At 62.8% G+C, this 23,824-nt stretch carries 25 protein-coding genes; 16 read left to right on the top strand and 9 right to left on the bottom strand.

Annotated features, from left to right (window positions below):
• Window positions 1-63 precede the first annotated feature (63 nt).
• On the top strand, window positions 64-1,332 hold the full coding sequence (locus AC0L2P_RS00660; protein WP_473499208.1) for a TCR/Tet family MFS transporter: 1,269 nt from the start codon (window positions 64-66) through the stop codon (window positions 1,330-1,332).
• Between the two features lie 53 nt (window positions 1,333-1,385).
• Here AC0L2P_RS00660 and carA read toward each other — a convergent pair whose 3' ends face one another.
• Complete coding sequence (gene carA, locus AC0L2P_RS00655; RefSeq protein WP_473499207.1) at window positions 1,386-2,603, bottom strand: glutamine-hydrolyzing carbamoyl-phosphate synthase small subunit; 1,218 nt, start codon at window positions 2,601-2,603, stop codon at window positions 1,386-1,388.
• A 319-nt stretch (window positions 2,604-2,922) separates the two neighbouring features.
• On the opposite strand from carA, the gene AC0L2P_RS00650 reads away from it, so the two are divergent.
• Both AC0L2P_RS00650 and AC0L2P_RS00645 read left to right on the top strand, forming a co-directional pair.
• Window positions 2,923-3,372, top strand: coding sequence for a GatB/YqeY domain-containing protein (locus AC0L2P_RS00650; RefSeq protein WP_473499205.1), 450 nt, complete (start codon window positions 2,923-2,925; stop codon window positions 3,370-3,372).
• 50 nt (window positions 3,373-3,422) lie between these two features.
• The gene (locus tag AC0L2P_RS00645) at window positions 3,423-3,980 is read left to right on the top strand and encodes a GNAT family N-acetyltransferase (RefSeq protein ID WP_473499203.1); all 558 of its coding nucleotides are present in this window, start codon (window positions 3,423-3,425) and stop codon (window positions 3,978-3,980) included.
• Between the two features lies 1 nt (window position 3,981).
• Here the strand turns inward: AC0L2P_RS00645 and AC0L2P_RS00640 are convergent, their stop codons facing one another.
• The 3 genes from AC0L2P_RS00640 to AC0L2P_RS00630 all read right to left on the bottom strand — a co-directional run bounded on the left by AC0L2P_RS00640 (window position 3,982) and on the right by AC0L2P_RS00630 (window position 7,214).
• On the bottom strand, window positions 3,982-5,163 hold the full coding sequence (locus AC0L2P_RS00640; RefSeq protein WP_473499201.1) for an MFS transporter: 1,182 nt from the start codon (window positions 5,161-5,163) through the stop codon (window positions 3,982-3,984).
• 128 nt (window positions 5,164-5,291) lie between these two features.
• Entirely contained in the window at window positions 5,292-5,417 is a 126-nt protein-coding gene (locus AC0L2P_RS00635) for a DUF2061 domain-containing protein (protein ID WP_473499199.1), read from the bottom strand.
• Between the two features lie 132 nt (window positions 5,418-5,549).
• Entirely contained in the window at window positions 5,550-7,214 is a 1,665-nt protein-coding gene (locus AC0L2P_RS00630) for a Na/Pi cotransporter family protein (RefSeq protein WP_473499197.1), read from the bottom strand.
• A gap of 378 nt (window positions 7,215-7,592) precedes the next feature.
• Between AC0L2P_RS00630 and AC0L2P_RS00625 the strand changes: the two genes are divergently transcribed.
• The 6 genes from AC0L2P_RS00625 (at window position 7,593) to AC0L2P_RS00600 (ending at window position 13,779) form a co-directional block, all read left to right on the top strand.
• A complete protein-coding gene (locus AC0L2P_RS00625) occupies window positions 7,593-7,982 on the top strand; it encodes an RcnB family protein (protein ID WP_473499195.1) in 390 nt (129 codons plus the stop codon).
• A gap of 158 nt (window positions 7,983-8,140) precedes the next feature.
• A complete protein-coding gene (gene dnaG, locus AC0L2P_RS00620) occupies window positions 8,141-10,117 on the top strand; it encodes a DNA primase (RefSeq protein ID WP_473499193.1) in 1,977 nt (658 codons plus the stop codon).
• Between the two features lie 374 nt (window positions 10,118-10,491).
• Complete coding sequence (gene rpoD, locus AC0L2P_RS00615) at window positions 10,492-12,513, top strand: RNA polymerase sigma factor RpoD (protein WP_473499191.1); 2,022 nt, start codon at window positions 10,492-10,494, stop codon at window positions 12,511-12,513.
• A 17-nt stretch (window positions 12,514-12,530) separates the two neighbouring features.
• The gene (locus AC0L2P_RS00610) at window positions 12,531-12,800 is read left to right on the top strand and encodes a hypothetical protein (RefSeq protein ID WP_473499189.1); all 270 of its coding nucleotides are present in this window, start codon (window positions 12,531-12,533) and stop codon (window positions 12,798-12,800) included.
• Window positions 12,801-12,997: 197 nt separating this feature from the next.
• Window positions 12,998-13,291 carry a GYD domain-containing protein gene (locus AC0L2P_RS00605; protein WP_292658752.1) on the top strand — a complete coding sequence of 98 codons (294 nt, stop codon included), beginning with the start codon at window positions 12,998-13,000 and terminating at the stop codon, window positions 13,289-13,291.
• A gap of 107 nt (window positions 13,292-13,398) precedes the next feature.
• Window positions 13,399-13,779, top strand: coding sequence for a thiol-disulfide oxidoreductase DCC family protein (locus tag AC0L2P_RS00600; protein ID WP_376703571.1), 381 nt, complete (start codon window positions 13,399-13,401; stop codon window positions 13,777-13,779).
• 61 nt (window positions 13,780-13,840) lie between these two features.
• Here AC0L2P_RS00600 and AC0L2P_RS00595 read toward each other — a convergent pair whose 3' ends face one another.
• The gene (locus AC0L2P_RS00595; RefSeq protein WP_473499187.1) at window positions 13,841-14,098 is read right to left on the bottom strand and encodes a DUF2798 domain-containing protein; all 258 of its coding nucleotides are present in this window, start codon (window positions 14,096-14,098) and stop codon (window positions 13,841-13,843) included.
• A 271-nt stretch (window positions 14,099-14,369) separates the two neighbouring features.
• On the opposite strand from AC0L2P_RS00595, the gene AC0L2P_RS00590 reads away from it, so the two are divergent.
• Both AC0L2P_RS00590 and AC0L2P_RS00585 read left to right on the top strand, forming a co-directional pair.
• Complete coding sequence (locus tag AC0L2P_RS00590) at window positions 14,370-15,050, top strand: PadR family transcriptional regulator (protein WP_473499186.1); 681 nt, start codon at window positions 14,370-14,372, stop codon at window positions 15,048-15,050.
• A 110-nt stretch (window positions 15,051-15,160) separates the two neighbouring features.
• Window positions 15,161-15,451 carry an HlyU family transcriptional regulator gene (locus AC0L2P_RS00585; RefSeq protein ID WP_023678291.1) on the top strand — a complete coding sequence of 97 codons (291 nt, stop codon included), beginning with the start codon at window positions 15,161-15,163 and terminating at the stop codon, window positions 15,449-15,451.
• Between the two features lie 61 nt (window positions 15,452-15,512).
• Here the strand turns inward: AC0L2P_RS00585 and AC0L2P_RS00580 are convergent, their stop codons facing one another.
• Window positions 15,513-16,157 carry an FMN-dependent NADH-azoreductase gene (locus AC0L2P_RS00580; RefSeq protein WP_473499184.1) on the bottom strand — a complete coding sequence of 215 codons (645 nt, stop codon included), beginning with the start codon at window positions 16,155-16,157 and terminating at the stop codon, window positions 15,513-15,515.
• A 109-nt stretch (window positions 16,158-16,266) separates the two neighbouring features.
• Between AC0L2P_RS00580 and AC0L2P_RS00575 the strand changes: the two genes are divergently transcribed.
• Entirely contained in the window at window positions 16,267-17,223 is a 957-nt protein-coding gene (locus AC0L2P_RS00575; RefSeq protein WP_352720857.1) for a LysR family transcriptional regulator, read from the top strand.
• Here AC0L2P_RS00575 and AC0L2P_RS00570 read toward each other — a convergent pair.
• Window positions 17,156-17,782 (bottom strand): TetR/AcrR family transcriptional regulator, encoded by a 627-nt coding sequence (locus tag AC0L2P_RS00570; RefSeq protein ID WP_376703575.1) that lies wholly within the window; start codon window positions 17,780-17,782, stop codon window positions 17,156-17,158. The two genes, AC0L2P_RS00575 and AC0L2P_RS00570, sit on opposite strands and share 68 nt — an antisense overlap.
• A 66-nt stretch (window positions 17,783-17,848) precedes the next feature.
• Between AC0L2P_RS00570 and AC0L2P_RS00565 the strand changes: the two genes are divergently transcribed.
• Window positions 17,849-18,274, top strand: coding sequence for a VOC family protein (locus AC0L2P_RS00565; protein ID WP_473499182.1), 426 nt, complete (start codon window positions 17,849-17,851; stop codon window positions 18,272-18,274).
• Here AC0L2P_RS00565 and AC0L2P_RS00560 read toward each other — a convergent pair.
• Window positions 18,271-19,221, bottom strand: a complete 951-nt coding sequence (locus AC0L2P_RS00560; protein WP_473499180.1) for a S1C family serine protease — start codon at window positions 19,219-19,221, stop codon at window positions 18,271-18,273. The two genes, AC0L2P_RS00565 and AC0L2P_RS00560, sit on opposite strands and share 4 nt — an antisense overlap.
• 176 nt (window positions 19,222-19,397) lie before the next feature.
• Here AC0L2P_RS00560 and AC0L2P_RS00555 point away from each other — a divergent pair, with 176 nt between their 5' ends.
• The 3 genes from AC0L2P_RS00555 (at window position 19,398) to AC0L2P_RS00545 (ending at window position 21,887) form a co-directional block, all read left to right on the top strand.
• Window positions 19,398-20,267, top strand: coding sequence for a S1C family serine protease (locus tag AC0L2P_RS00555; RefSeq protein ID WP_473499178.1), 870 nt, complete (start codon window positions 19,398-19,400; stop codon window positions 20,265-20,267).
• Between the two features lie 7 nt (window positions 20,268-20,274).
• Window positions 20,275-20,910, top strand: coding sequence for a helix-turn-helix transcriptional regulator (locus tag AC0L2P_RS00550; protein WP_473499176.1), 636 nt, complete (start codon window positions 20,275-20,277; stop codon window positions 20,908-20,910).
• Between the two features lie 110 nt (window positions 20,911-21,020).
• Entirely contained in the window at window positions 21,021-21,887 is an 867-nt protein-coding gene (locus AC0L2P_RS00545) for an SDR family oxidoreductase (protein WP_473499175.1), read from the top strand.
• Between the two features lie 430 nt (window positions 21,888-22,317).
• Here the strand turns inward: AC0L2P_RS00545 and AC0L2P_RS00540 are convergent, their stop codons facing one another.
• Window positions 22,318-23,580, bottom strand: coding sequence for an OmpA family protein (locus AC0L2P_RS00540; RefSeq protein ID WP_473499173.1), 1,263 nt, complete (start codon window positions 23,578-23,580; stop codon window positions 22,318-22,320).
• Window positions 23,581-23,824 lie beyond the last annotated feature (244 nt).

Genomic DNA, 23,824 nt, shown 5'->3' with positions numbered 1-23,824 from the left:
CGGCGATGTGCTCGCCTATAAGGTGTGTTCCCGTTCGCTCGGGCGGCCCGAGGAGATACCGTCGTGATAGACCCCAAAACCGCCAGGCGGGGCCTTGCGCTTGTCTTTACCACCCTGCTGCTCGACATCATCGGCTTCGGAATTATTATGCCGGTGCTGCCGGCCTATCTCAGGGAATTGACCGGCGTCGGCATCAGCGAAGCGGCTATTGAGGGCGGCTGGCTGTTCTTCGTTTATGCGGCGATGCAGTTCGTTTTCGCACCAGTGATGGGCGGGTTGAGCGACCGGTTCGGACGGCGGCCGATCTTGCTTGCCTCGGTGCTGACGTTCGCTATCGACAACCTGATCTGCGCTATCGCCTGGTCCTATTCGATGCTGTTCATCGGCCGCGTGCTGGCCGGCGTTTCCGGCGCCAGCTATTCCACGACATCGGCATTCATTGCCGATATCTCGACCGACGAAAATCGTGCGAAGAATTTCGGGCTGCTCGGCATTGCTTTCGGTGTCGGCTTCGTCATCGGGCCGGTTCTGGGCGGGTTGCTCGGCACGTTCGGGCCGCGTGTGCCGTTCTATTTCGCGGCCGGGCTTGCTTTCGCAAACTTTCTGATCGCGCTGTTTCTGTTGCCTGAAACGCTTGATAACAAGCACCGTCGCCGCTTCGAGTGGAAACGCGCGAACCCGGTCGGCACGCTCGTCCAGATGCGCAACTACGAAGGTATCGGCTGGATCGGACTTGTCTTCTTTCTGATGACGCTTGGGCACATGATGTATCCTGCGGTCTGGTCGTTCGTCTCCAGTTATCGCTATGGCTGGAGCGAACAACAGATCGGCTTCTCGCTAGGCGCCTTCGGCCTGTGCGGGGCGATCGTCATGGCGACAGTCCTGCCGCGCGTGATCCTCAAGCTTGGCGAGTGGAAGACGGCGGTAATCGGTCTGACATTTACCGCACTCAGCGCCTTCGGCTACGCCTTCGCGTCACAAGGCTGGATGATCTATGCAGTGATCGCCATCGGATGTCTCGAGGCATTGGCCGACCCGCCGCTCAGAAGCCTGGCGGCCGCCAAGGTGCCACCTTCCGCCCAAGGCGAACTCCAGGGCGCGATGACCTCGATCTTCTCGATCACCTCGATCATCACACCGCTGCTTTATACGGCGATCTTTTCCTGGTTCACGGGGCCGAGCGCGCGCGTGGTTTTCGGCGGTGCCCCGTATCTGCTCGGCGCGATTTTCCTCACGCTGGCCGTCATCGTCTTCGTCACCAGGGTGGCCAAGCCGACGCCGAAGAAAGTCAAACGCATGCACGCGCAGGAAGCTGTGACGGACGGGGCTTGATCGGCGCCGGGAGCCCGGCTGGCGCCGTCAGTCAAATCCGTTTTTAGCATGTGCTAAACGCGCTCGGCCAGTGCCGGCTCGCCGCGCTTTTCGCGGATGAGATTGACGAAGCGGCGAAACAGATAGTGCGAATCCTGCGGGCCGGGCGAGGCTTCGGGATGATGCTGGACCGAGAAGACCGGCTTGCCCGTGAGCGCGATGCCGCAATTCGAACCATCGAACAGCGAGACATGGGTTTCCTCGACGCCCATCGGCAATGAGTCGGCGTCGACGGCAAAGCCATGGTTCATCGAGACGATCTCGACCTTGCCGGTGGTGTGGTCCTTGACTGGATGATTGGCGCCGTGGTGGCCCTGATGCATTTTTGCGGTCTTGCCGCCCAGCGCCAGCGCCAGCATCTGGTGGCCGAGGCAGATGCCGAACAGAGGGATATCGGTCTTCAACAGATCTTGGATGACCGGAACGGCGTAGTCGCCGGTGGCTTCCGGATCGCCCGGGCCGTTGGATAGAAAAATCCCGTCGGGCAGCATCGCCAGGATCTCCTCGGCGCCGGTTTTTGCCGGCACCACAGTGACCTTGGCGCCGAGGCCGGCCAGCAGGCGCAATATGTTGCGCTTGACGCCGTAGTCGACGGCAACGACGTGCATCGACGGATCAGCCTGTTCGCCAAAGCCCTCGTTCCAGACCCAGGGCGTCTCGCGCCAGACCGAGGACTGGCCGGAGGTGACCTCCTTGGCGAGATCAAGCCCGATAAGCCCCGACCATGCGGCGGCGCGGCGCTTCAGATCGTCGATGGCGAAGATACCGTCGGGCGCGTGCGCGATGACGGCGTTGGGCATGCCCTTTTCGCGGATCAGCGCGGTCAGCGCCCGCGTGTCGATGCCTGAAAGTGCGACGATGCCGCGCTTCTTCAGCCACTGGTCGAGACCGGTTCCGGCGCGGTAACTCGACGGGTTGGTGACATCGGCCTTGAACACGGCGCCGACGGCGCCGGCGCGGGCCAGCGGGTTGAGGTCCTCGATGTCTTCGTCATTGGTGCCGATATTGCCGATATGCGGAAAGGTGAAAGTGACGATCTGGCCGGCATAGGATGGGTCGGTGAGGATTTCCTGGTAGCCGGTCAACGCAGTGTTGAAGCAGACCTCGGCGACGGCGGAGCCGGAAGCGCCCAGACCGCGGCCCTCGATGACGGTGCCGTCGGCCAGCACCAGCAGGGCGGTCGGCTTGTCGGCGGCCCAAGGGGGGGTCGATGCGGCGGTCATCATTGCCATGGCGGCACTCCTAAAGGTTGCGCCGTCAGTCGGCGCAACAAAAAGCGCGAAGCGGCGATCTCACAGCCTCGGCGCGCCAACTTTTCGCTTGTGCATGTCGTTGCCCCAAACCGCTACGCGCTTTTGCGCGGCGTGCACTAGAATTCGATTCATGCAAGGCCCAGTACATAGGGGAAGGCGCCAAGGCGGTCAATGACGCCAGGCAGTGCGAGCCCGGATTTATTTCGTCGAACAATATCAGCGGTTTGCCGCACGTTATCGAGTTTGCCTTGGGCTTTCGGCACGGCTATTGTCCGCCGCATTCGAAGGAGAAAGCACCATGCGAGGCAAGATCGCCGAATCCCTGAAGAGCGCGATGAAGGCGCAGGACAAGCGCCGGCTGCCGACATTGCGGCTGATCCAGGCGGCCGTTCACGACCGCGACATCGCCAATCGCGGCGCCGGCAAGGAGCCGGCCAGCGACGACGAGATACTGCAGATACTGGCCAAGATGGTGAAGCAGCGCGAGGAATCGGCAAAAGCGTTCGATGACGGCAAGCGGCCGGAGCTTGCAGCGCAGGAGCGCGACGAGATGGCCATCATCCGCGACTTCCTGCCGACGCAGCTGGGGCAGGCCGAGACGGAAAGTGCCGTCCGTTCCGCCATTGCCGAGACCGGTGCCAGCGGCGTCAAGGACATGGGCAAGGTGATGGCAGCGCTCAAGGAAAAATACGCTGGCCAGATGGATTTCTCCAAGGCGAGCGGCATCGTCAAGAGCCTGCTTCAGTAGGGATATTGCCACAGGCCTTCGTTTCCTCGCGCGGCAGCTGATTTGACCGCATGATTGAACTCGTCAAACCGGCGCCTGAACATCTACCGTCCTACAAGGCGGCCCTCGAGCGCGGCTGGTCGCCGGACAATGTGCGGCTGCTCGACGCGACGCGCGAGCAGCTTGCGGCTATCGAAAGGGATCCAGCGACTTTCCTTGCCGATCTCGACGATCCTGATGGCAATGGACCGCCGATCGCCTTGCCGGACGGTTCGACGGTACCGCGGCTGCCCGGATTCCGACGCTGGATCTGGGACGGGGAAGTCGCGGGCTCGATCGGCTTGCGCTGGCAACCCGGCACCGCGGCGCTGCCGTCGCACGTACTTGGCCACATCGGCTATGCGGTGGTGCCGTGGAAACGGGGACGCGGCTATGCGACCGAGGCGCTGCGGCTGATGCTGGAGGAGGCGAGGGCGGTTGGCCTGCCCTTCGTCGAAATCACCTGCAAGCCACACAATGTGCCGTCGCAGAAGGTCGTTCTGGCCAATGGCGGCCGCCTCGTCGGGCGTTTCTTCGAGGATGCTCCCTATCGCGGTGCGGAAAGCCTGCGCTACCGGATCGATCTGTAGCCTATTCGGCGGCAGCCGGCAGCGGCGGCGCAGCCCGGCTGCGCCATTCCCGGACATGCGAGGCAAGCGCGACCGCGACGGCGACCAGCATGGCGATCGCGCCAACCACCGGCAGGCTGCGATAGCCATAGCCGGCATTGAGCATGGCCGCGCCGAGCGATGCTGCGAGCGCGATGCCGACATTGAAGCCCGAGGGAATAAGCGACGAGGCAAGATTGGAGGCGTCCGCGGTCCAGGTCAGGATACGGGTCTGGATCGGCGTGCCGATGGCAAAGTTGAGGCCGCCCCAGACGAAGATCGCTATCACCATCGGCAGCGGGTAATGGCTGACGGCGTAGATCAAGGAGAGCATTACCGCCTGCAGGAAAAGCATGGCGATAAGCGACGGCATCAGCTTCCAGTCGGCGAGCCGCCCGCCGACAAAGACGCCGATCGTTGCCCCGACCCCGTTGAGCAAGAGCACCCAAGGTATCCATCGCTCGTCGAGGCCGGTAACCTCGAGCAGCGTCGGCGTGATGTAGGTGAACAGGCCGAACTGGCCGATCATCAGCATCAGCATGATGATGAGCGAGGTCCAGACCTGCTGGCGTGCGAGTACGCGGACCTCGCTTCCAAGGCTCACTGACGGGCTCGACGATCCCGTCTTGCGCGGCAGCAGGGCGCCGATTGCCGCGAAGGACACTACGCCGAGCGCGCACATCACCCAGAATGTCGCACGCCATCCCCAGATGTTGCCGATTGCCGTGCCGGCCGGAACGCCGATTACGTTCGATACGGTGAGGCCGGACAGGATCAGCGCCACCGCCATGCCGCGCTGGTCTTCGCGCACCAGGCCGACGGCCACCACCATGGCAACGCCGAAATAGGCGCCATGCGCCACGGCCACCGCTATCCGCAACAGCAGCATCGAGGCGAAGTCGGGCGCCAGCGCGCAGGCGGCCTGGCCGATGGTGAAGGCTGCAGTCAGTCCAAGCAGTAGGGCCTTGCGGGAGAACTTTTTGGTGGCGAGGGCCAGCAGCGGGCCGCCGACTGCAATGCCGCCGGCATAGCCGGAAACGAGATAACCGGCGGTCGGGATCGCAACGTCAAGGCCACCCGCCACCTGCGGCAGCACGCCGGCGATGACGAATTCGGTGGTGCCGAAGGCGAAGGCGGCAATGAACAGGGCAATGAGGGGCAGCATGGCGGGAAGGCGATCCTCGGATAAGGTGGCCTCAAACCACGGATGAGGCCAGCGGGCAATCCAGAAATTGTCGGCGCCGCTTTAGCTTTTCTTGATCGTCGGTCAGGTTCCCCGCGTACCGACAAGAACTACGCAGCCGCCTTCCTTCCATAAGGTATTTTCAGCCACGCCCGCTCGTGAAGGTAGTAGAGCAGCGACGCGGTGACGACCTTGGTCAGGCCGATGGCCGCGGCGAGCTTGATGCTTCCGGTCACGACATCGACTTTCCTCCGGTAGATATTGGACGACCCTTTAGCCGAAAGACGGGAAGCGGCGCAAAGGTAATTTTGCGCATTGGCTCGAACCAGTTTCATACGCACACTCGGAAAAATGGCATACGCCTCAAGTTATCCGGCCTTCAGCCGCGAACCGGTGAGCAGGCCGCGCTCCTCAAGCACGGGATAGGCCATAGAGGCGAGCAGCGAGTTGATCTGCTTGAGGTCACGAATGGTGTCGAGATGGATGGAGCTGGTCTCGACACTCTTGGCGGTGCCGTCGCGCAGCCGCACGAAATGGCTCTGGCTGGTTTCCTTCTCGCGGTCGCGCAGCCGGTCCTTTTCCAGCACCAACTGGCGAGCGGTCTCCGGATCGCGGGACACCAGCACGTTGAAGGCAAGCCTGGCATTGGCCAGCACCAGGGCATGGAAGGCGCAAAGCTCGCGCCAGCCTTCCGGCGTGAACTCCAGCCCTCGCTCGAATTTCTTCTTCACGTGGACCAGCATGTTGCGCACGATGATGTCGCCGACCTGCTCCAGCTTGACGCAGGCGCCAATCAGCTCCTGGCAACGCAGTGCCTCGTCCTCGCTCAGCGGGTTCTTGGTGACCTTGGCCAGATAGAGCTTGATCGCCGCATGCTTCCTGTCGACACGGTCGTCGAGCGCCGCCAGCGCGCCGATTTTGTCGGCATCGGCGCTCTCATAGAGTTCGATGATCCGTTTCAGCATGATCTCGACTGTCTCGCAGACCCGCACCACCTCGCGGGTGGCGTTGGCCAATGCCTGGCTCGGCACGTCGAGCGCACTTTCGTTGAGCGCGGAAAGCTCGACGACGTCGAGCGCATTGGCGGCCTGGGGCTTGGTGCCTAACGCCACGATCCTTTCCGAGGCGCGATAGACCAGGCTCGCCAGCGGCAGGCCGGCGATCAGGATCAGGATGTTGAAGACAATGTGGGCATTGACGATCTGCTCGGGCACCGTGCTGCCCAAGAAGGCGACCTGCGGCTTGAACGTCAGGAACAGGATCAGCATGATCAGCGAACCCATACCGCGCATCAGGAGATTGCCGATCGGAACGATGCGAACGCCGGGTTCTGCGTTGCGGGTTAGAAGCGGCGCAATGATCGAAGAGCCGAGATTGACGCCCAGCACCAGCACGATACCGAGTTCGGGCGGGATGAAGCCGCGGCCGGCCAGCGTCACCATCAGCAGCACCGCGGCGATCGAGGAATGGAACAGCCAGGTGACCAACGCCGCCAGAAGGTAGGCGGTGACCGGATCGCCGGAGAAGTAATCGACGATGAGCGGCATCAGCGTGCTCTGGCGCAGCGGCTCCGACGCCTGGCCGATCATCTCCAGCGACAGAAGCAGGAGGCCGATGCCGACCAGGATGCGGCCGAACTGGCGCCAGTCGCGCCGCTCGGTGGCCATGAACATGACGGTGCCGGCGACCAGGCAGACCGGCACTAGCAGCGACAGATCGAAGGTAAGCAGCTTGACCACCAGCGCCGAGCCGATCTCGGCGCCGCGCACCGCAAGCTGGCCCGACATGCCGCTGACGATGCCGGAGCCGGCGAATGAGCCGACCAGCAAGGTGACGGCGGTCGAACTTTGCAGCGCGACCGCCAGGCCGCAGCCGGCCAGAACCGCCATCAAGGGATTGCGCATGGTGGCGCGCAGTTTGTGGCGCAGCACGTCGCCATAGGCGCGCTCGACGCCGGTCTTCACCAGACGGGTGGCAAACAGCATCAGTGCCACCGCACCGGCAAGGTGCAGCAAAACGACGGAGCCACTCATGCCAGGCCCCGCAACGCGACAGGTGCCAGCGACGCGCGTGCGGTGAAGTCAAAGGGGCAAAAGTGGGCGCGAATCGTGGACATTGCAGAGGTCGATATTACTCCGATTTATTTTAGCCGAATAATAAATTTTGCCCAGTTCGGACGCCTGTTGGCACGCGACGGGGCGTGTCGGAAATGGATGGCTAACAAAATGGTTGCATAGTCTGCGGAGTTGCGGAGGGTCATGTGTCCATTCTCGGACTGGCGCTTTAAAGGCAGTGCTGAATTAGTCGTTATAAATGCTAGAAATCATTACGAAAACGTAATCTCGGTGTTCAGTTTCGGTTCATCCCTCCAGCTCTACTCCGCAGGCATCGACAACCAAGGAGTACCCGCCATGAAACGTATCGTTGTTTCCGCCGTGGCCCTTTCGATGCTGGCTGCAACCGCCTTGCAAGGCCAGACTGCACCACTGAACACACCAAACGCGCCGCAGTCGAACTACAGCCACGTCGACTGGCAAAAGCCCGGCAGGCATGTCGACGTGAACAAGCATGTCGACGTGAGCAAGCGCGTCATAGTGAAGAAGAAGATCGTGGTGAAGCGCAGCCATTGGCGCAACGGCCAGCGATATTCGAGTTGGAAGCTTCATCGGCCGATCCGTGACTATCGCCACTATGGCCTGCGCCGTCCCGGTCCCGGCCAGGAGTGGATCCGGGTCGGCAACGACTATCTGCTGGTCAGCGTTCTCTCCGGCCTGATCTTCGGTGCCATCGCCGCGCGGTGAGTCCGGAACGGCTGACCGGCGCTGCGCGGGTTTAGATCGAGAAGGCGGTCCGCGGGCCGCCTTCTTTTTTGGCCTGTGAAAACCGGGTATGGTCGCCATTAGGAGTCGTCGGGCTTCGCCCGTGTGATTATATGGAGGCGAAACGAGCTGTCCCCCACATGCGCTTTCCGCCTGCTTTCCTCGACGAGATCCGCGACCGCGTACCGATTTCTTCGGTGATCGGCCAGCGCGTCGCGTGGGACAGGAAAAAGACCAACGCGCCGCGCGGCGATTATTGGGCGTGCTGTCCGTTCCATGGCGAGAAGAGCCCGTCCTTCCACTGCGAGGATAAGAAGGGCCGTTATCACTGTTTCGGCTGCTCGGTTTCGGGCGATCATTTCAAGTTCTTGACCGAACTCGACGGGATGAGCTTTCCCGAAGCCGTCGAGAAGATCGCCGACATGGCCGGCGTACCGATGCCGGTTCGCGACGCTGATGAGGAGCGACGCGAAAAGGAACGCGCCAGCCTGACCGACGTCATGGAGATGGCGACGGTGTTCTTCCAGGAACGGCTGCAGGGACCGGAAGGGGCAAAGGCCCGCGCTTATCTGCGCGACCGGGGGCTGACACCGGCGACGCAGCAGTCTTTTCGCCTCGGCTATGCCCCCGACAGCCGCAATGCGTTGAAGGAGCATCTTGCCGGCAAGGGTGTCCCCAAGGCCGACATCGAGGCGTGCGGGCTGGTGCGCCATGGCGACGATGTCCCGGTTTCCTACGATTGGTTCCGCGACCGCATCATGTTCCCGATCCCGGACTCCAGGGGCAAGATAATCGCCTTTGGCGGGCGGGCACTGGCGCCGGATGCGCTGGCCAAATACATGAACTCGCCCGATACGGAGCTCTTCCACAAGGGCAACGTGCTCTACAATTTCGCCCGTGCGCGCCAAGCGCTGGGAAAGACGGCGCTGGGAAAGGGGGCGCTGGCCAAGGGCGGCACGGTCATTGCTGTCGAAGGCTACATGGATGTGATCGCGCTGGCGCAGGCCGGCTTCGAAAACGTGGTGGCGCCGCTCGGCACCGCATTGACTGAAAACCAGCTCGAACTTCTGTGGCGCATGGCCGGCGAGCCGGTGCTGTGCTTCGACGGCGACCAGGCCGGGTTGAAGGCAGCGTGGCGCGCCGCCGACATGGCGCTGCCGGCGGTCCAGGCGGGCCGCTCCGTGCGCTTTGCCCTGCTGCCGGAGGGCAAGGACCCCGACGATCTCGTCAAGGGTGACGGACCGGATGCGTTCCGCGCCGTGCTTTCCGAGGCGCGGCCGCTGGCCGATCTCTTGTGGATGCGCGAGACCGCCGGCGGCATCTTCGACACGCCGGAACGGCGGGCGGAGCTCGAAAAGACGCTGCGCGAACTGACCAGCCGTATCCGCGACGAGAGCCTTCGCTATCACTACCAGCAGGAAATGCGCGAGCGGGTACAGAGCTTCTTCGGGACCCAGCGCGGACGTCGGGGACGTCAGGATGGACGACCCGGGGAGCGCTTCCCGGGCAGGGCCTCGGCACCCGGCGGACAGTTTGCGCGCGGCGGCAATGCCGGTGGGCGCACCGCGATCACCGAAAGCCTCGGCCGCTCGGCGCTGGTCAAGCGCGGCGGCGAGGGCATGTCGGTACGCGAGGCGACGATCATTGCGGCCCTCGTCAACCATCCCGTGCTGATCGACGAGAATTTCGCCCATGTCGAGTTCCTCGATCTCGCCAACTCCGATCTGAAGCGGCTGCATGCGGCGATCCTCGACGCCATGGCGCATGATATGGCCAACGACCGCAACGCAGTGATCGCGACGATCGAGCGGGCCGGCTGCGGCGAGATCTGGCAGCGCGCGGTGGCGCTGATTAAACGTGCGCGGCAATGGCCGGCGCTGGAAACGGCAGCACTCGACGATGCTCGCGATGCGTTCAGCCAAGCTCTCCACTTGCAGCGCAGCGCGCGCACCTTACATAAGGAGCTGAAGCAGGCGGAAGCAGCGCTCGCCAGCGATCCCACGGACGAAAACTACCTGCATCTGGTCGAAATCCAGGCGCAATTTCGTGATGTGCAGGCAACGGAAGCGCTGATCGAAGGGTTTGGCGTATCGTCGGGCAGGGCTGGGCGCGTCTAGATCGAAGCCTCCAGAAGACTGAAATGTAAGGACGTGCTTGCACGTTGAATCAAGCGTGCGGTGCTCTAAGTCGGGTAATTGATTCGCTTTTTTCATGCGAATCATGCGAGAGGCGCTTGACCTTCCCGCAGAATGGCGGAATCAGGTCGATTCGAAACGTTAACCCGCCCCGGCATCGACGGGAATGCAGCGATGTAAGGTACTGATCACTGGACAGGCAGTCAGCTTGCCACAGATATCAGGGTTAATCTGGACTTAACGAGAGATGCAGTTACTGGCCCGGTAAAGCGCGTTCTGGAAGGAGCGCATCCAATTTGACCGGACCGGCAGCTTACGCGGCTTTGATACTCAGCCGCTTGGAGAAAATAAAGACTATGGCGACAAAAGAAAAGGAAGAAGTCGAGACCGAACGCGAGGCCGCGACCGATGGCCCTCTGCTCGACCTTTCCGACGATGCTGTCAAGAAGATGATCAAGGCCGCCAAGAAGCGCGGTTATGTCACCATGGACGAGCTGAATTCGGTGCTGCCCTCGGAAGAAGTGACCTCCGAGCAGATCGAGGACACGATGGCCATGCTTTCCGACATGGGCATCAACGTGGTCGAGGACGACGAGCAGGGCGAGGAGCCCGAAGCCGCCGATACCGCCGCTGATGCAGAGGAAGATGCCAACGAGCTTGCCGAGCAGACCGGCACCGCAGTTGCCGCCACCACGACCAAGAAAGAGCCGACCGACCGCACCGACGATCCGGTCCGCATGTATCTGCGCGAGATGGGCTCGGTCGAGCTTCTGTCGCGCGAGGGCGAAATCGCGATCGCCAAGCGCATCGAGGCCGGCCGCGAGACGATGATCGCGGGCCTGTGCGAAAGTCCGCTGACCTTCCAGGCCATCATCATCTGGCGTGACGAACTCAACGAATCGAAGATCCTGCTGCGCGAGATCATCGACCTCGAGGCGACCTATGCGGGGCCGGAGGCCAAGCAGGCGCCGGTTGTCGAGCGTATCGAGGAAGCCAAGACCGAGGATAAGCCGCGCCGTTCGCGCGAGGACGAGGACGACATCACCAATGTCGGCGGCGACACCCGTGGCCTGGTGGACGAGGACGAGGAAGACGATGACGAGGCGAGCCTGTCGCTGGCGGCGATGGAAGCGGAACTGCGCCCGCAGGTGATGGAGACGCTCGACGTCATTGCCGACACCTACAAGAAACTGCGCAAGCTGCAGGATCAGCAGGTCGAGAACCGGCTGGCTGCCGCCGGCACGCTGTCCCCCAGTCAGGATCGCCGGCTCAAGGAGCTGAAGGACCAGCTGATCAAGGCGGTGAAGTCGCTGTCCTTGAACACGGCGCGCATCGAGGCGCTGGTCGAGCAGCTCTACGACATCAACAAGCGCCTGGTACAGAACGAAGGCAAGCTGTTGCGGCTGGCCGAAAGCTATGGCGTGCGCCGCGAGGAATTCCTCAAGGAATATCAGGGCTCGGAGCTCGATCCGAACTGGACCCGCTCGATCGGCAATTTGACCTCGCGCGGCTGGAAGGAATTCACCAAGAACGAGAAGGACGCCATCCGCGACCTGCGCGCCGAGATCCAGAACCTCGCCACCGAGACGGCGATTTCGATCCAGGAATTCCGCAAGATCGTCAACCAGGTGCAGAAGGGCGAGCGCGAAGCCGCAATCGCCAAGAAGGAAATGGTCGAGGCCAATCTGCGCCTCGTCATCTCCATCGCCAAGAAATACACCAATCGCGGCCTGCAGTTCCTCGACCTGATCCAGGAAGGCAATATCGGCCTGATGAAGGCGGTCGACAAATTCGAATACCGCCGCGGCTACAAGTTCTCGACCTACGCGACATGGTGGATCCGGCAGGCGATCACCCGTTCGATCGCCGACCAGGCGCGCACCATCCGCATTCCGGTGCACATGATCGAAACGATCAACAAGATCGTGCGCACCTCGCGCCAGATGCTGCATGAGATCGGCCGTGAGCCGACGCCGGAAGAACTGGCGGAAAAGCTCGCCATGCCGCTGGAAAAAGTGCGCAAGGTGCTGAAGATCGCCAAGGAGCCGATCTCGCTCGAAACGCCGGTCGGCGACGAGGAGGATTCGCATCTGGGCGACTTCATCGAGGACAAGATGGCGATCCTGCCGATCGACGCGGCCATCCAGGCCAATTTGCGCGAGACGACGACGCGCGTATTGGCCTCGCTGACGCCGCGCGAAGAGCGCGTGCTCAGAATGCGCTTCGGCATCGGCATGAACACCGACCACACGCTTGAGGAGGTCGGCCAGCAGTTCTCGGTTACCCGCGAGCGCATCCGCCAGATCGAAGCCAAGGCGCTACGCAAGCTCAAGCACCCGAGCCGGTCGCGCAAGCTCAGAAGCTTCCTGGATAGTTAGGCTAGTTTGCGTGGAGAATGCAGGAGGGAGATGGCCGTTGCGCCGCTGGCTTCTGCGTACTGATGGGGAAGGATACAAAACTCGAGTTTTCCGTCGATCACGTAGGGGGGCCGTCGTTTCGCTGTCCAAATAGAGTCGATCTGGCGGGCATGCCAACAATGACCGGCACCCTATGCGGTATCCCGGACGACTTCCGTAAGACACTTCATCAGGGCATTCGGGTGATGTTGACCGGGCGCGGCACGGCTGACGGGCTTTTTGCGGCGGAAATTAATATTGTTCATTGACTGCACTTTCCTCAAGCAAGGCTCAAGCGGTTCAAACAAGGTGCCCCTCGGCACCTTTTTTCGTTTCTCGGTACCGCTCTTGCGGCACATGCCGGTCGGGAGGATAATCTCGTGTCGGATGCATTTTTTGGGCGACAAACCCGGATGCCCGCCCCGGCTGTGACGCCGTGCTCCGTGGCCCCGGAGGGAGGTGTGCCATGACAACTTATATCGTGCTGATCAACTGGACGGAGCAAGGCGCCAAAAACGTGCGCGAGTCGCCGAAGCGGCTCGATGCCGCCAAGAAGCTGCTGGGCGACATGGGCGGGTCCTTCAAGGCATTTTATCTCACCATGGGGGATTGCGACATGGTGGCCGTGCTCGAAGCGCCCGACGATGCGGTGCTCGCTCGTTTCTCGCTGATGCTGGCGACGGGCGGCAACGTCAGGACGCGGACGCTCAAGGCTTTCCCGGAGGATGCCTATCGCGAGATCATCACCTCGCTCGGGTAAGTTGCGCTCCAGGCCTGGCCGGCCATTTCGCGGGTGTCGTGTTGCGTTGCGGCGCAACGGCGTTTGCCGGATAGTCCGTGCGCGTCCCTCTGGTGCCGTTTCGAAACATGAGCAAGCCTCTGCTGACCGTCTGGTACAATACGCGCTGTCCGGTCTGTGATGCCGGCATCAGCCGGCAGAAGCGGCGGCTGATCGAGGCGGTCAAGGCCGGGCGGATCGAATTTCGCGACATCAATGCCGAACCGACGGCGCTGGCCCGCTACGGCATCGGGCTAGAGGATATCCGGCGCCGGCTGCATGCGACCGACGCCGACGGCAAATTGCTGGTCGGCGCCGATGTTGCCGTTGCGGTGTGGCTGATAACGCCGGGCGAGGGCTGGTTGGCGACGCTGTTCGGCAATCCCGCCGCGCTGCCGTTGACGCGCTATGCCTATGATCGTTTTGCTGATCTGCTCTATGCCTGGAATCGGCGCAAAGGCCGCTGGTGACGGTGCCAGTTCACTTGGCACGAAAGGCCCCGAGATTGTTTCCAAGCCTTCGTATGGCCGGCTATCGAGCCACAGGCTCGCAAAGCCAGCCAACGATGCGGCGCACCGCCGGCAGCACAAGCAGCAGCGTCGGAAATGCCACCAGCCAGGACAGGCCCCAGGCCGTCAGCCAGGTGGCCGGCAGATCGGGCTGCAAGCCAAGGCTTTTCAGTGTCGAGATAAACGACACGATGAACGTCATCAGCAACGACAGCACCAGCGGGCTGACGATGGCGGCATAGTGCGCTGGCAGCATTCTGCGCGAGGTTTTCACAATCATCTGGGATTTTCCCTGAAGCATCCGGTCCTTCGCCTTGGCATCCATTCGCCGGTTTTCGGCGTCACTGCCCGGAACGACCGGCGGTGGATGCGTTGCTTCACGTCAGACGCTTACGGAGGGTCTTCGACCCTCACGCGCTTCCTAGCTGCCCTCGCTGGCGAAATCAATCCTGCTGGCGCTATTTTCAGATACATCGTAAGATATATCTTGACTCGGTGGCCGTGGGTATCTAACTGAGATATATCTTAAGACATAACTCAAGGAGCAAACAATGCACAAAGGCAATCATTTCGGGCATCATCGTTTCGGCGAACACGCCGAGCGCGTTTTCATGCATATGGCCGGCAAGTTCGGCGGACGCGGCGGCTTCGCCCCGTTCGGGCATGGCATGAGAGGCGGAGGACGCGGCGGGCCGGGCGACATGTTCCGCGCCGGGCGCATGCTGGCTGACGGCGACCTCAAGCTGATCACGCTGTCGCTGCTGGCCGAGGCGCCGCGGCACGGCTACGACATCATCAAGGCACTGGAGGAGCGCACCAGCGGCTTCTACAGCCCGAGCCCCGGCGTGGTCTACCCGACGCTGACCTTCCTGGAAGAGGCCGGCTACGCCGTTTCTGCGGCGGAAGGCAACAAGAAGGTGTTTTCAATCACCGAGGCTGGGCAGGCGCACCTCAACGAAAATCGCGAGATGATCGACCACGTGCTCGAACATCTCGAGCGCTTCGGCCGCAAGATGGCGAAGGCGCGCGACTGGTTCGGCTGGAACGATGACGGCGACGGTGGCCGGCGCGGCCGCGGCCGCTCGGAAAAGCGCGACGAGTTTCGCGCCGTGCGCCACCGGCTACGCGCCGCGCTCGGCGAAATCGTCGATGCGCCTGAAGCAAAGCAGGCCGAGGCAATCAGCATATTGGAAGCTGCGGCAGAGGCCTTGGAAGCGTTGTCGCGCGACTGACCTCTGAGTGCCAAACCTGCGGCCCTTGCCCGCTCGGCCAAGGACCGGTACTGAAAATCATCCTGCACCGCGCTATGTGGTGCAGGATGATTGCCGTTGGAGGATACCCCATGTCTTTTCTGAAGCGTCTTTTCGGCGGAGGCAACGAAGCCGCCGAGCCAAAGACAGCGGCGCCGGCAAAGCAGATCGAGCACAAGGGATTTTTGATCAGCGCCACGCCCTACAAGGCGGAGGGCCAGTACCAGACCTGCGGCGTGGTTTCGAAGGAGATCGACGGCGTGATGAAGGAGCACAAGTTCATCCGCGCCGACCGCTTTGCCGGGCTTGATGACGCTGTCGACATCTCGATCAAAAAGGGCATCCAACTGGTCGACGAGCAAGGCGAAAAGATCTTCGGGTAGATTCGTGCCAAGGCAAGCGCCATGTCAGCGCTTGCCTTGGCTTCGGTGGCCAATGCCAGCTTTACGCCGCGGTGGCGACGCGCTCGGCATTACCGGTCGCGGCCACAATGGCGTCGACCTTGGCCGAGGCCTTGGCCAGCGCTGCTGCTACCGCATCGGCGCCCATGCCGACTCCTTCGATGCGGATGACCTCGACATCGGTCATGCCGAGAAAGCCGAGCACGCTGCGCAGGTAGGGAATGGCGTGATCGAACTGCACGGCCGCACCTTCGGAATAGATGCCGCCCGAAGCCAGCACGACATAGACCTTTTTGCCGGTGACGAGGCCCTTAGGGCCGTTCTCGCCATAGGCAAAGCTCCTGCCGGAACGGGCGACGTGATCGACCCAGGACTTCAGCGTGGAGGAGATGTTGAAGTTGATGAAGCCGGTGGCGAGAATCACCGTATCGGCGGCGAACAGTTCATCCAGCACGACATCGGAAACGCCGACAACCTCGGCCTGGCGCTGGGTGCGCGCTTCGGCCGGCGTGTAGATGCCAGTCGCATAATCGGCATCGATGTGCGGCAGCGGATTGGCGACGAGATCACGCACCACCAGATTGGCCGACGGATCGGCGGCAACAAGCTTTTCAGCGAATTCAGTAGCAATACGGGTCGAGTGTGAGGCAGCGCCGCGCGGGCTGGATGTGACAAGAAGGATGGACATAATGGGGTCTCCAGGTTGGATCAAAATCTCCCGGCAAATATGTGTGCGCAGACTCATTTGAAAAACTGGTATATTGTGTATATGATCCATCTAAATTGTGGATTGAAAGATGCAGCCCAACCCGACGCTTGACCAACTGCAGATCCTGGTTGCGGTGGCCGACACCGGTTCCTTCTCGGCTGCCGGCCGTAAGCTCAACCGCGCGCAGTCGGTCATCAGCTACGCCATTGCCAACCTCGAAGCGCAGCTTGGGCTGAAGCTGTTTGAGCGTGAGGGCACGCGTGAGCCGCAACTGACCGATGTCGGCAAGGCGACGCTGGAAGATGCGCGACGCATGGTCGGCGTGCTGCAACGCATCCGCTCGCGTGTCGACGGATATCGGCAGGGATTGGAGGCGGAAGTTGCGCTGTCGGTCGACGTGACGCTACCGTCGCCGGTGCTGGTTCGGGTGCTAAAGGCATTCGAGGCGCAGTTTCCGGCCGTGACACTGCGTCTGCACATCGGCTCGCTTGGCCTTATCCTCGATCATGTTGTCGGCGGACAGGCCGATCTCGGCATCGGAGGGCTTCTGGGCGAGGCGGACGTGAATCTGCTTCGCATCGGCTTCTTCTCTCTGGTGCCAGCCGCAGCGCCTGATCACCCGCTGGCGCTGCTGCCGAGACCAGTGGCGCTGGAGGATGTCCGCGAACACATTCAACTGGTGGTCTCGGACCAGTCCGAGCGTACGCGCGGGCGTGACTATGGCGTCTTCGCCTACCGCACCTGGCGGCTGACGGATGTGCGCACCAAGCACGTGCTGATGCGCGAGGGGCTGGGCTGGGGCGGGCTGCCGCGATGGCTGATTGCCGATGATCTGGCGAACGGCCGGCTCGTCGAACTCGATCTCGAGCCTTACAGCGAAGTCCGCTCGCCGCTCTATGCCATGCACCGCGCCGACCGCAGCCCGAAACCGGCGGCCGCTTGGCTGATCGACCAGTTCAAGCGCCAGCTAGGCTGTTTCAACGAGTTCGAACCGGGTGAGGTGCCTGAGGGGGAGCCGGAGACAGGCCGTCGATCAGCGCCATGAGAACGGCGCGATAGTCCTCGATCGATGCTCCAGTTTCGATGGCGAGCGCTGCGCGGTCGAAGGCGGCGGCGAGCAAAGCGGTCAGTGCTTCCACAGGCAGTCTCGTCATGGAGTGCGAGCGCATTGCGGCGACAAGGCCCTCGCGCAGCGAACGGTTGCCATGGCGATTGTCGATCGCATCCATGGCGGCGCGGCCGAGCACGGCCGGGCCATCAAGCAGCAAGAGCCGCGTGCGGCCGGGCGCACGCATGGCAGCCAGATAGACATCCGAGCCGGCTATCAGCGCATCGCGGGCAAATAGCGAAGGCGGTGACGCGCGTTCGATCTCTTCCGAGACGGCTTGCGCCTCTTGTTCGACCACAGCGGCAAACAGCGCCTGCTTGTCGGCAAAGTGATGATAGAGCGCGCCGCGTGTGACGCCGGCAGCGGCGACGATCTCGGGTGTGCCCGTTTCGGCAAAGGACTTTTCGGTGAACAGTTTGCGCGCCGCGGCGATGAGCTCGGCGCGTGTCGCCTCGGTGCGATCACGGTTGGAGCGACGAGTGGATCCCTGTTGCATACATGCAGCCTGTATGTTAATGCGATTTACATGCAGACTGTATGTTATTCGCCGGGAGAAGGAAAGATGAGGACGACGAGCTATTATCCGGTGCTGATGACGAGCGACGTTGCCGGCACGGCGGCCTTTTATGCTGCGCATTTCGGCTTCAAGCCGCTGTTTGCGGCTGACTGGTACGTGCATCTGCGCTCAGCCGAAGACCGCCGCGTCAACCTCGGCATCCTCCAGGGCGATCATGAGACGATCCCGGAGGAAGGGCGGGGCCGCACGTCCGGCCTGCTGATCAATTTCGAGGTCAGGGATCCGGATGCCGTTTATGAGCGGATCACCGCCGCTGGCCTTCCGATCCTGCGAACGCTTTGCGACGAACCCTTCGGCCAGCGCCATTTCATCACCAGGGACCCCAACGGTGTGCTGATCGACGTGATCAGGCCGATCCCGCCGAGTCCAGAATTCCTGGCGCTATATGCGCAGGGTGCTGCGGCGCGCTAACTCGCCCGCGCCAACGGCATCACCGTGACCTGAGTGATGCCGGAGCGGCGCACCACCGTGCACAGTGTCTCGTGGCCGATGCGCTCGGCGTCGAGCATGCGCACCAGATCGTCGACGCCGGTGACCGGGCGGCCGTCGATGGCGGCAATAATGTCGCCTTCCTTGAGGCCCGCCTTGTCCGCCGGGCTGTTCTTCTCGACACTGCGCAGGCGCACCGCCGTGCTGCTCGATACTTGCGACAAAAGGGCTGCGCGGCGCGGCAGGTTGGTGGTGTCGGCGGAAACGCCGATGAAGGCACGGCGCACGCGGCCGAAGCGGATGATTTCCGAGATGACGAAATTGGCCGTGTTGGAGGCAACCGCGAAGGCGATGCCTTGTGCACCATGGATCATCGCGGTGTTAACGCCGATCACCTCGCCGGCCGAGGACACCAGCGGTCCGCCGGAATTGCCGGGGTTGAGCGCGGCGTCGGTCTGGATGACGTCGTCGATCAGCCGGCCGGTGGAGGCACGCATCGAGCGGCCGAGTGCCGAGACGACGCCAGTGGTGACGGTCCATTCGAAGCCGAGCGGATTGCCGATGGCAATTGCAATCTGGCCACGCCTCAAACGCTTGGAATCGCCAAGCGGCGCAACGTCGGCAAAGTTGCCGTCGGCGCGCACCAGCGCAATGTCGGTGTCGGGATCGCGGCCGAGCACGCGGCCTTCCCTGGAGGCGCCGTCCGGCATTGATACGCGCACGCTGCGCGCATCGCCGACGACGTGGAAGTTGGTGACGACCAGCCCGTCCGGCGCGATGACGAAGCCTGAGCCATGGCCGCCCTGGCCACCGACGCGCTCGATGCGGCAGACGGCGGGCCCGATACGGTCGACGGCATCGGCGACCGTCGCCGAATAGGCATCGAGAAGGCCATCGTCATATTGCAATTGCTGGGCGGGCAGGGCCATCTGAGGGCTCCGTAGCTTTTTTGGAACAAGATGAACAATGCCTATATGTGCGGAGCGGCCGGACCGGCCGCGACCTGACCAGATGGCCAGTCAAATGCCCAACTAGCCGTCAGGCGAGTATCCGCCAACGCCCTGCGGGGCGATATCTGGGTCACGAAGAACCCAGGAGACAAATCATGAGCGATTTCAATCTGAGCACGTTTTCCGACGCCATTGCCGACATCGCGGCAGCCGCGGCACCAGCGACGGCCAGCTTCGCGACGCACCACCGCACGTCAACTGCTTTCCACTGGCGGGACGGCTATTTCGTCACTGCCGAGGAGGCGGTCGAGGCCGGCGAGGAGATCGAGCTGACGTTTTCTTCGGGCGAAGCCGTCAAGGCCGAACTGGTCGGCCGCGACCCGTCCACCGGAACGGCCGTTTTGAAGCCGGCCGGCGCGCCGAGCGGGCCGTCACTGGTAAAGGCGGATGCGGTGCGGCCGGGCAACCTGGCGGTCGTGGCGGGCAATAGCGACGGCACCTCGCTCGCTACCTTCGGCACGGTCGGCGAGGTCGGTCCGGCTTGGCGTTCAATGCGCGGCGGCACGATCGACCGGCGCATCAACCTTGCCGTCAATGCCGGCGGCCGTTTCGAGGGTGGCCCTGTGCTCGACGCTAAGGGTGGACTGATCGGCATGCTGCTGTTCGGGCCGCGCCGGCGGGCGCTGGTCATGCCTTACGAGACGATCGAACGGGCGGTGGCGACGCTGCGCGAGAAGGGCCATGTCGCGCGCGGCTATCTTGGCGCCGGCCTGCATCCGGTCCGCAATGGTGATACACAGGGCGCCATGGTGATGAGCCTCGACGATAACGGGCCGGCGAAAGCAGCCGGTCTCAGTCTCGGCGACATCATCGTGTCGTGGAACGCAGAGACGGTGCATGGCCCGCGCGAGCTGATCCGCAAGCTCGGGCCGGACAGCGCCGGTGCCTTGGTGACACTCGGCGTGGTGCGCGGCGGCGAGAACCGTGAGGTCTCCCTGACTATCGGTGAAAAGCCACTGAGCTGAGGGATAGATGGTAAGCGGTGAGGTCGCTGGCAGACGGCTGACGGTGCTGATCGCGCTCGGTGACGTCGAGCGCGCGCGAAGTCTGTCCGCGGCTCTCGCTGCGACCGATGATCTGCGGCCGGTTCTGGCGGGCGAAGTCGACGGGCGTGGGGCGGCGGATGTCGCCATCGTCGATGATCATGGGTTACAAGGCGGTCTCTTCGACGCGGCGATGCCTCGCGTGCTGCTATCGTCGCGAGCGGCCCGTGAACGGACGGCCGATACAGTGTTTGCCGTGCTGCCGGTGAAAGCGGACGAGTTGCTGATCGCCGCCGCCGCGCGGCTGGCGGCGGCGGGCTACCGGATTTCGCGTGACAGCCATGCCCTATCCGATCGGCATCACGATTTGACCTTCCATGGCAGCGACCGGTTCGAGGAGGAACTGACCGACGAGCAGATCCTCCGGCCGACGCTTTCGCCGCGCGAAAGCGAGGTGCTGGCACTGCTCGCCGAAGGCGCGCCCAACAAGGTCATCGCGCGGCGGCTGAACATCTCCGTGCATACGGCGAAATTCCATGTCGCAGCGATCCTGACGAAGCTCGGTGCCGCCAACCGCACCGATGCGATCGCCATCGCCATGCGGCAAGGCCTGGTACTGGTCTAGCTCAGCTTCAAGGCCGACGCAGCGTAACCCGCATCCGGCGGGTTGGGCCTTGCGCGGCGGTTCTCAGCCGCGCAAGGATCGTGTCTTTCATGTTGCAGGGAGGCGCGAGGATGTCGCTCAAGGGAAAGACGCTGTTCATCTCTGGCGGGTCGCGCGGCATCGGGCTGGCGATTGCGCTGCGCGCCGCGCGCGACGGCGCCAATGTGACGATCGCGGCCAAGACCGCCGAGCCGCATCCGAAGCTGCCGGGGACGATCTACACGGCGGCGCAAGAAATCGAGCAGGCCGGCGGTAAGGCGCTGCCGGCGCTGTGCGACATCCGGGATGACGCACAGGTCGCCGAAGCTGTCGCCAGAACCGCGGAGAGGTTCGGCGGCATCGATATCTGCATCAACAACGCCAGTGCGATCCAACTCACTGGCACGCTGGAGACTGATATGAAGCGCTACGATCTGATGCACCAGATCAACACGCGCGGCACTTTTCTCGTTTCCAAAATGTGCATTCCGTACTTGAGGTTGGCGGAAAACCCTCACATTTTAAATCTGGCGCCGCCGCTCGATATGAAGGCCAAGTGGTTCAAAAACCATGTCGCCTACACGATTGCGAAGTTCGGCATGTCGATGTGCACACTGGGCATGAGCGCCGAGTTCGCCAGGGACGGCATCGCGGTCAATTCGCTATGGCCGATCTCAACCATCGACACGGCGGCGGTGCGCAACCTCCTGGGCGGGGCGACGGTGGCGGCGATGAGCCGTTCGCCCGACATCATGGCCGATGCCGCACACGCTATTCTGGTCAGATCGTCGCGCGAGGCGACCGGCAATTTCTACATCGACGAAGAGGTGCTGCGCGCCGAGGGCGTCAGCGATTTCTCAGCCTATGCGCCGGGCGAGACAGGCCCGTTAGCCGGCGACTTCTTTGTGCCGGACGAGGTGTTCGACCGGACGGGCACGAAGGTGAAGAGACTGTTCTAAAGATGCCTGGGATCGTCCATGCGCTGATGCAGAATGCGTATTAATGAATGGTCAGGATATAGGCTTCCACCGCTCTGATCCCTATTCTTTCAACGAATGATGCCATATGCCGTCGAGATCTGCTTTCGCTTCCGGTGCGAGCCTGACGGTTCGCTTCATCCGCGGTTTTTCAACTCAAGAGAAGCTCGAAGTTGAACGGTTCGGGTTCACCTGCCGCGCCCAATCCGAGATAAAGGCGACCAGCAGCCAGCGCGAAGGGAAGAAACGAAACCCCGCCGGGGAGGGGAACCGGCGGGGCTCGTGTGTCCCGCTGGAGTCGGGACAGGGCAGGGAACGCCCTGTCCAAAATTTGGGATTGGTAAGAGCGCGTTTCAAGATTGATGACCGCGCGATTCAATCGTTGATCAAATCGCGCGGTCCACAGTGCGGTTTATTGGGCGCTGGCGACCGGCGCCACCAGGGGGGTAATCCGGCGGATGGCGACGCGGCGGTTCTCGCGGTTGGGTCCCGACGTGTTGACCTTGAGATACTCCTCGCCGTAGCCCTGCGTCGTCAGGTTCTCCGGCGGGATGCCAAAGGCGTTGGTCAAGGCTTCGGCGACCGCCTCGGCGCGGCGGTCGGACAGAGCAAGGTTCGCTTCCGGTGTGCCGACAGCGTCGGTATGACCCTCGATCAGGAAGCTCTCGGCCGGGTTTTTCTTCAGCAGCTTGTCCATGGCGTTGGCCACACCCTCAAGCTTCTGGACCTCGGTGTCGGAAATCGAGGACGAACCGAATTCGAAGTTGAGGGTGTCGAGGTCGATGCGGCGGGCGATGTCACGCACGCGGGCCGAGCGCTTGACCTCGTCGATCGAATAGAGGCGCTGGACCCTCTCGACCGGCGGCCGTTCGAGGAAGGTGTAGTAGTCGTCCGGATCCTCGACCTCTTCGGAATCCAGAATGTATTCCTCGTGCGGGATGGTAAGGCGCATCGGCGGCAGGTCGTCGCCCGGGTCGCGCCAGTCTGCATCATCGTCATAGTGCCGCTCGTCGACATAGCTCAACACATATTCGCGGCCGTCGGGCGCGATGCGTGAACGCTGGACGACGTCGCCGTAGCGGTTGCGGATGGTGACGATCCGGACACCGTTGTCACGCTCGACGATTTCCCGGGTGCGATCGCCCGACAGGTCCTCATAATAGACATTCCTGGCGCCGCGGTGCATGCGCGGTGCATCGCTGCTTTCGACGAACGTCTGGTTGTTGAACTGGAGGATGACGCGGTCGCCGAATTCCCTGACGACGTTGGCCCCCTGGGGGCGCGGACGGCGGCGAACATCCTCGACGTCCGGCGCACGCTCGACACGCTTGCCTTTTTCCTCGGTTACCGGAACGAGCTTTTCAGGCTTGATCGCCTGCTGGGCCGCCTTGTCGTCGGTAGGTGGCGGTCCCTCCTCGACCGGAGCCGGCTTCGGGGCTTCCGCCTGGTTCTCGCCCTGCTGGGCGGGCTGGTTGCCCTCCTGCTTGCCGGCATTTTGGCCGCGCTCCTTGCTACCCTTGCGCTTGCGCAAGACATCCTTCTGGCTGTCCAGAACAGGTGCCTCGTTCGGGTTGGCCGCGGCCTCGCCCTGAGCAGCGGTCCCAGCCTCGGCGGGTGCTGCCTGTTCGCCCCTGGCGGGCTGCTCACCGGTTGCGGGCTGCTGTTCGCCGGTCACCGGCTCTTCCGCAACGGGCTTCTTGCCGCGCTTTTTCGCCTGGTTCTCGGGCTGTTCGCCTTGGGCAGGATTCGCTTGCTTTTCGGTTGGAAGTGGCTCGGCCTGTGGGAGAGGCTCGCTTGAGGGGCGCTCCTTCTTGCGCGGTGCCTGTTCAGCCGGCGCCGCCTCGATCTGCTGGTCCTGTTTGTTCTTCCTCTTGCGTGGATTGCCCTGCTCGTTGTCGTTTGCAGGGGCAGCCTGTTCG

This window comes from Mesorhizobium sp. WSM4836, from assembly GCF_055811815.1.
Note: the sequence above shows the minus strand (reverse complement) of the source record. Positions and strands in the feature narration are given on the sequence as shown.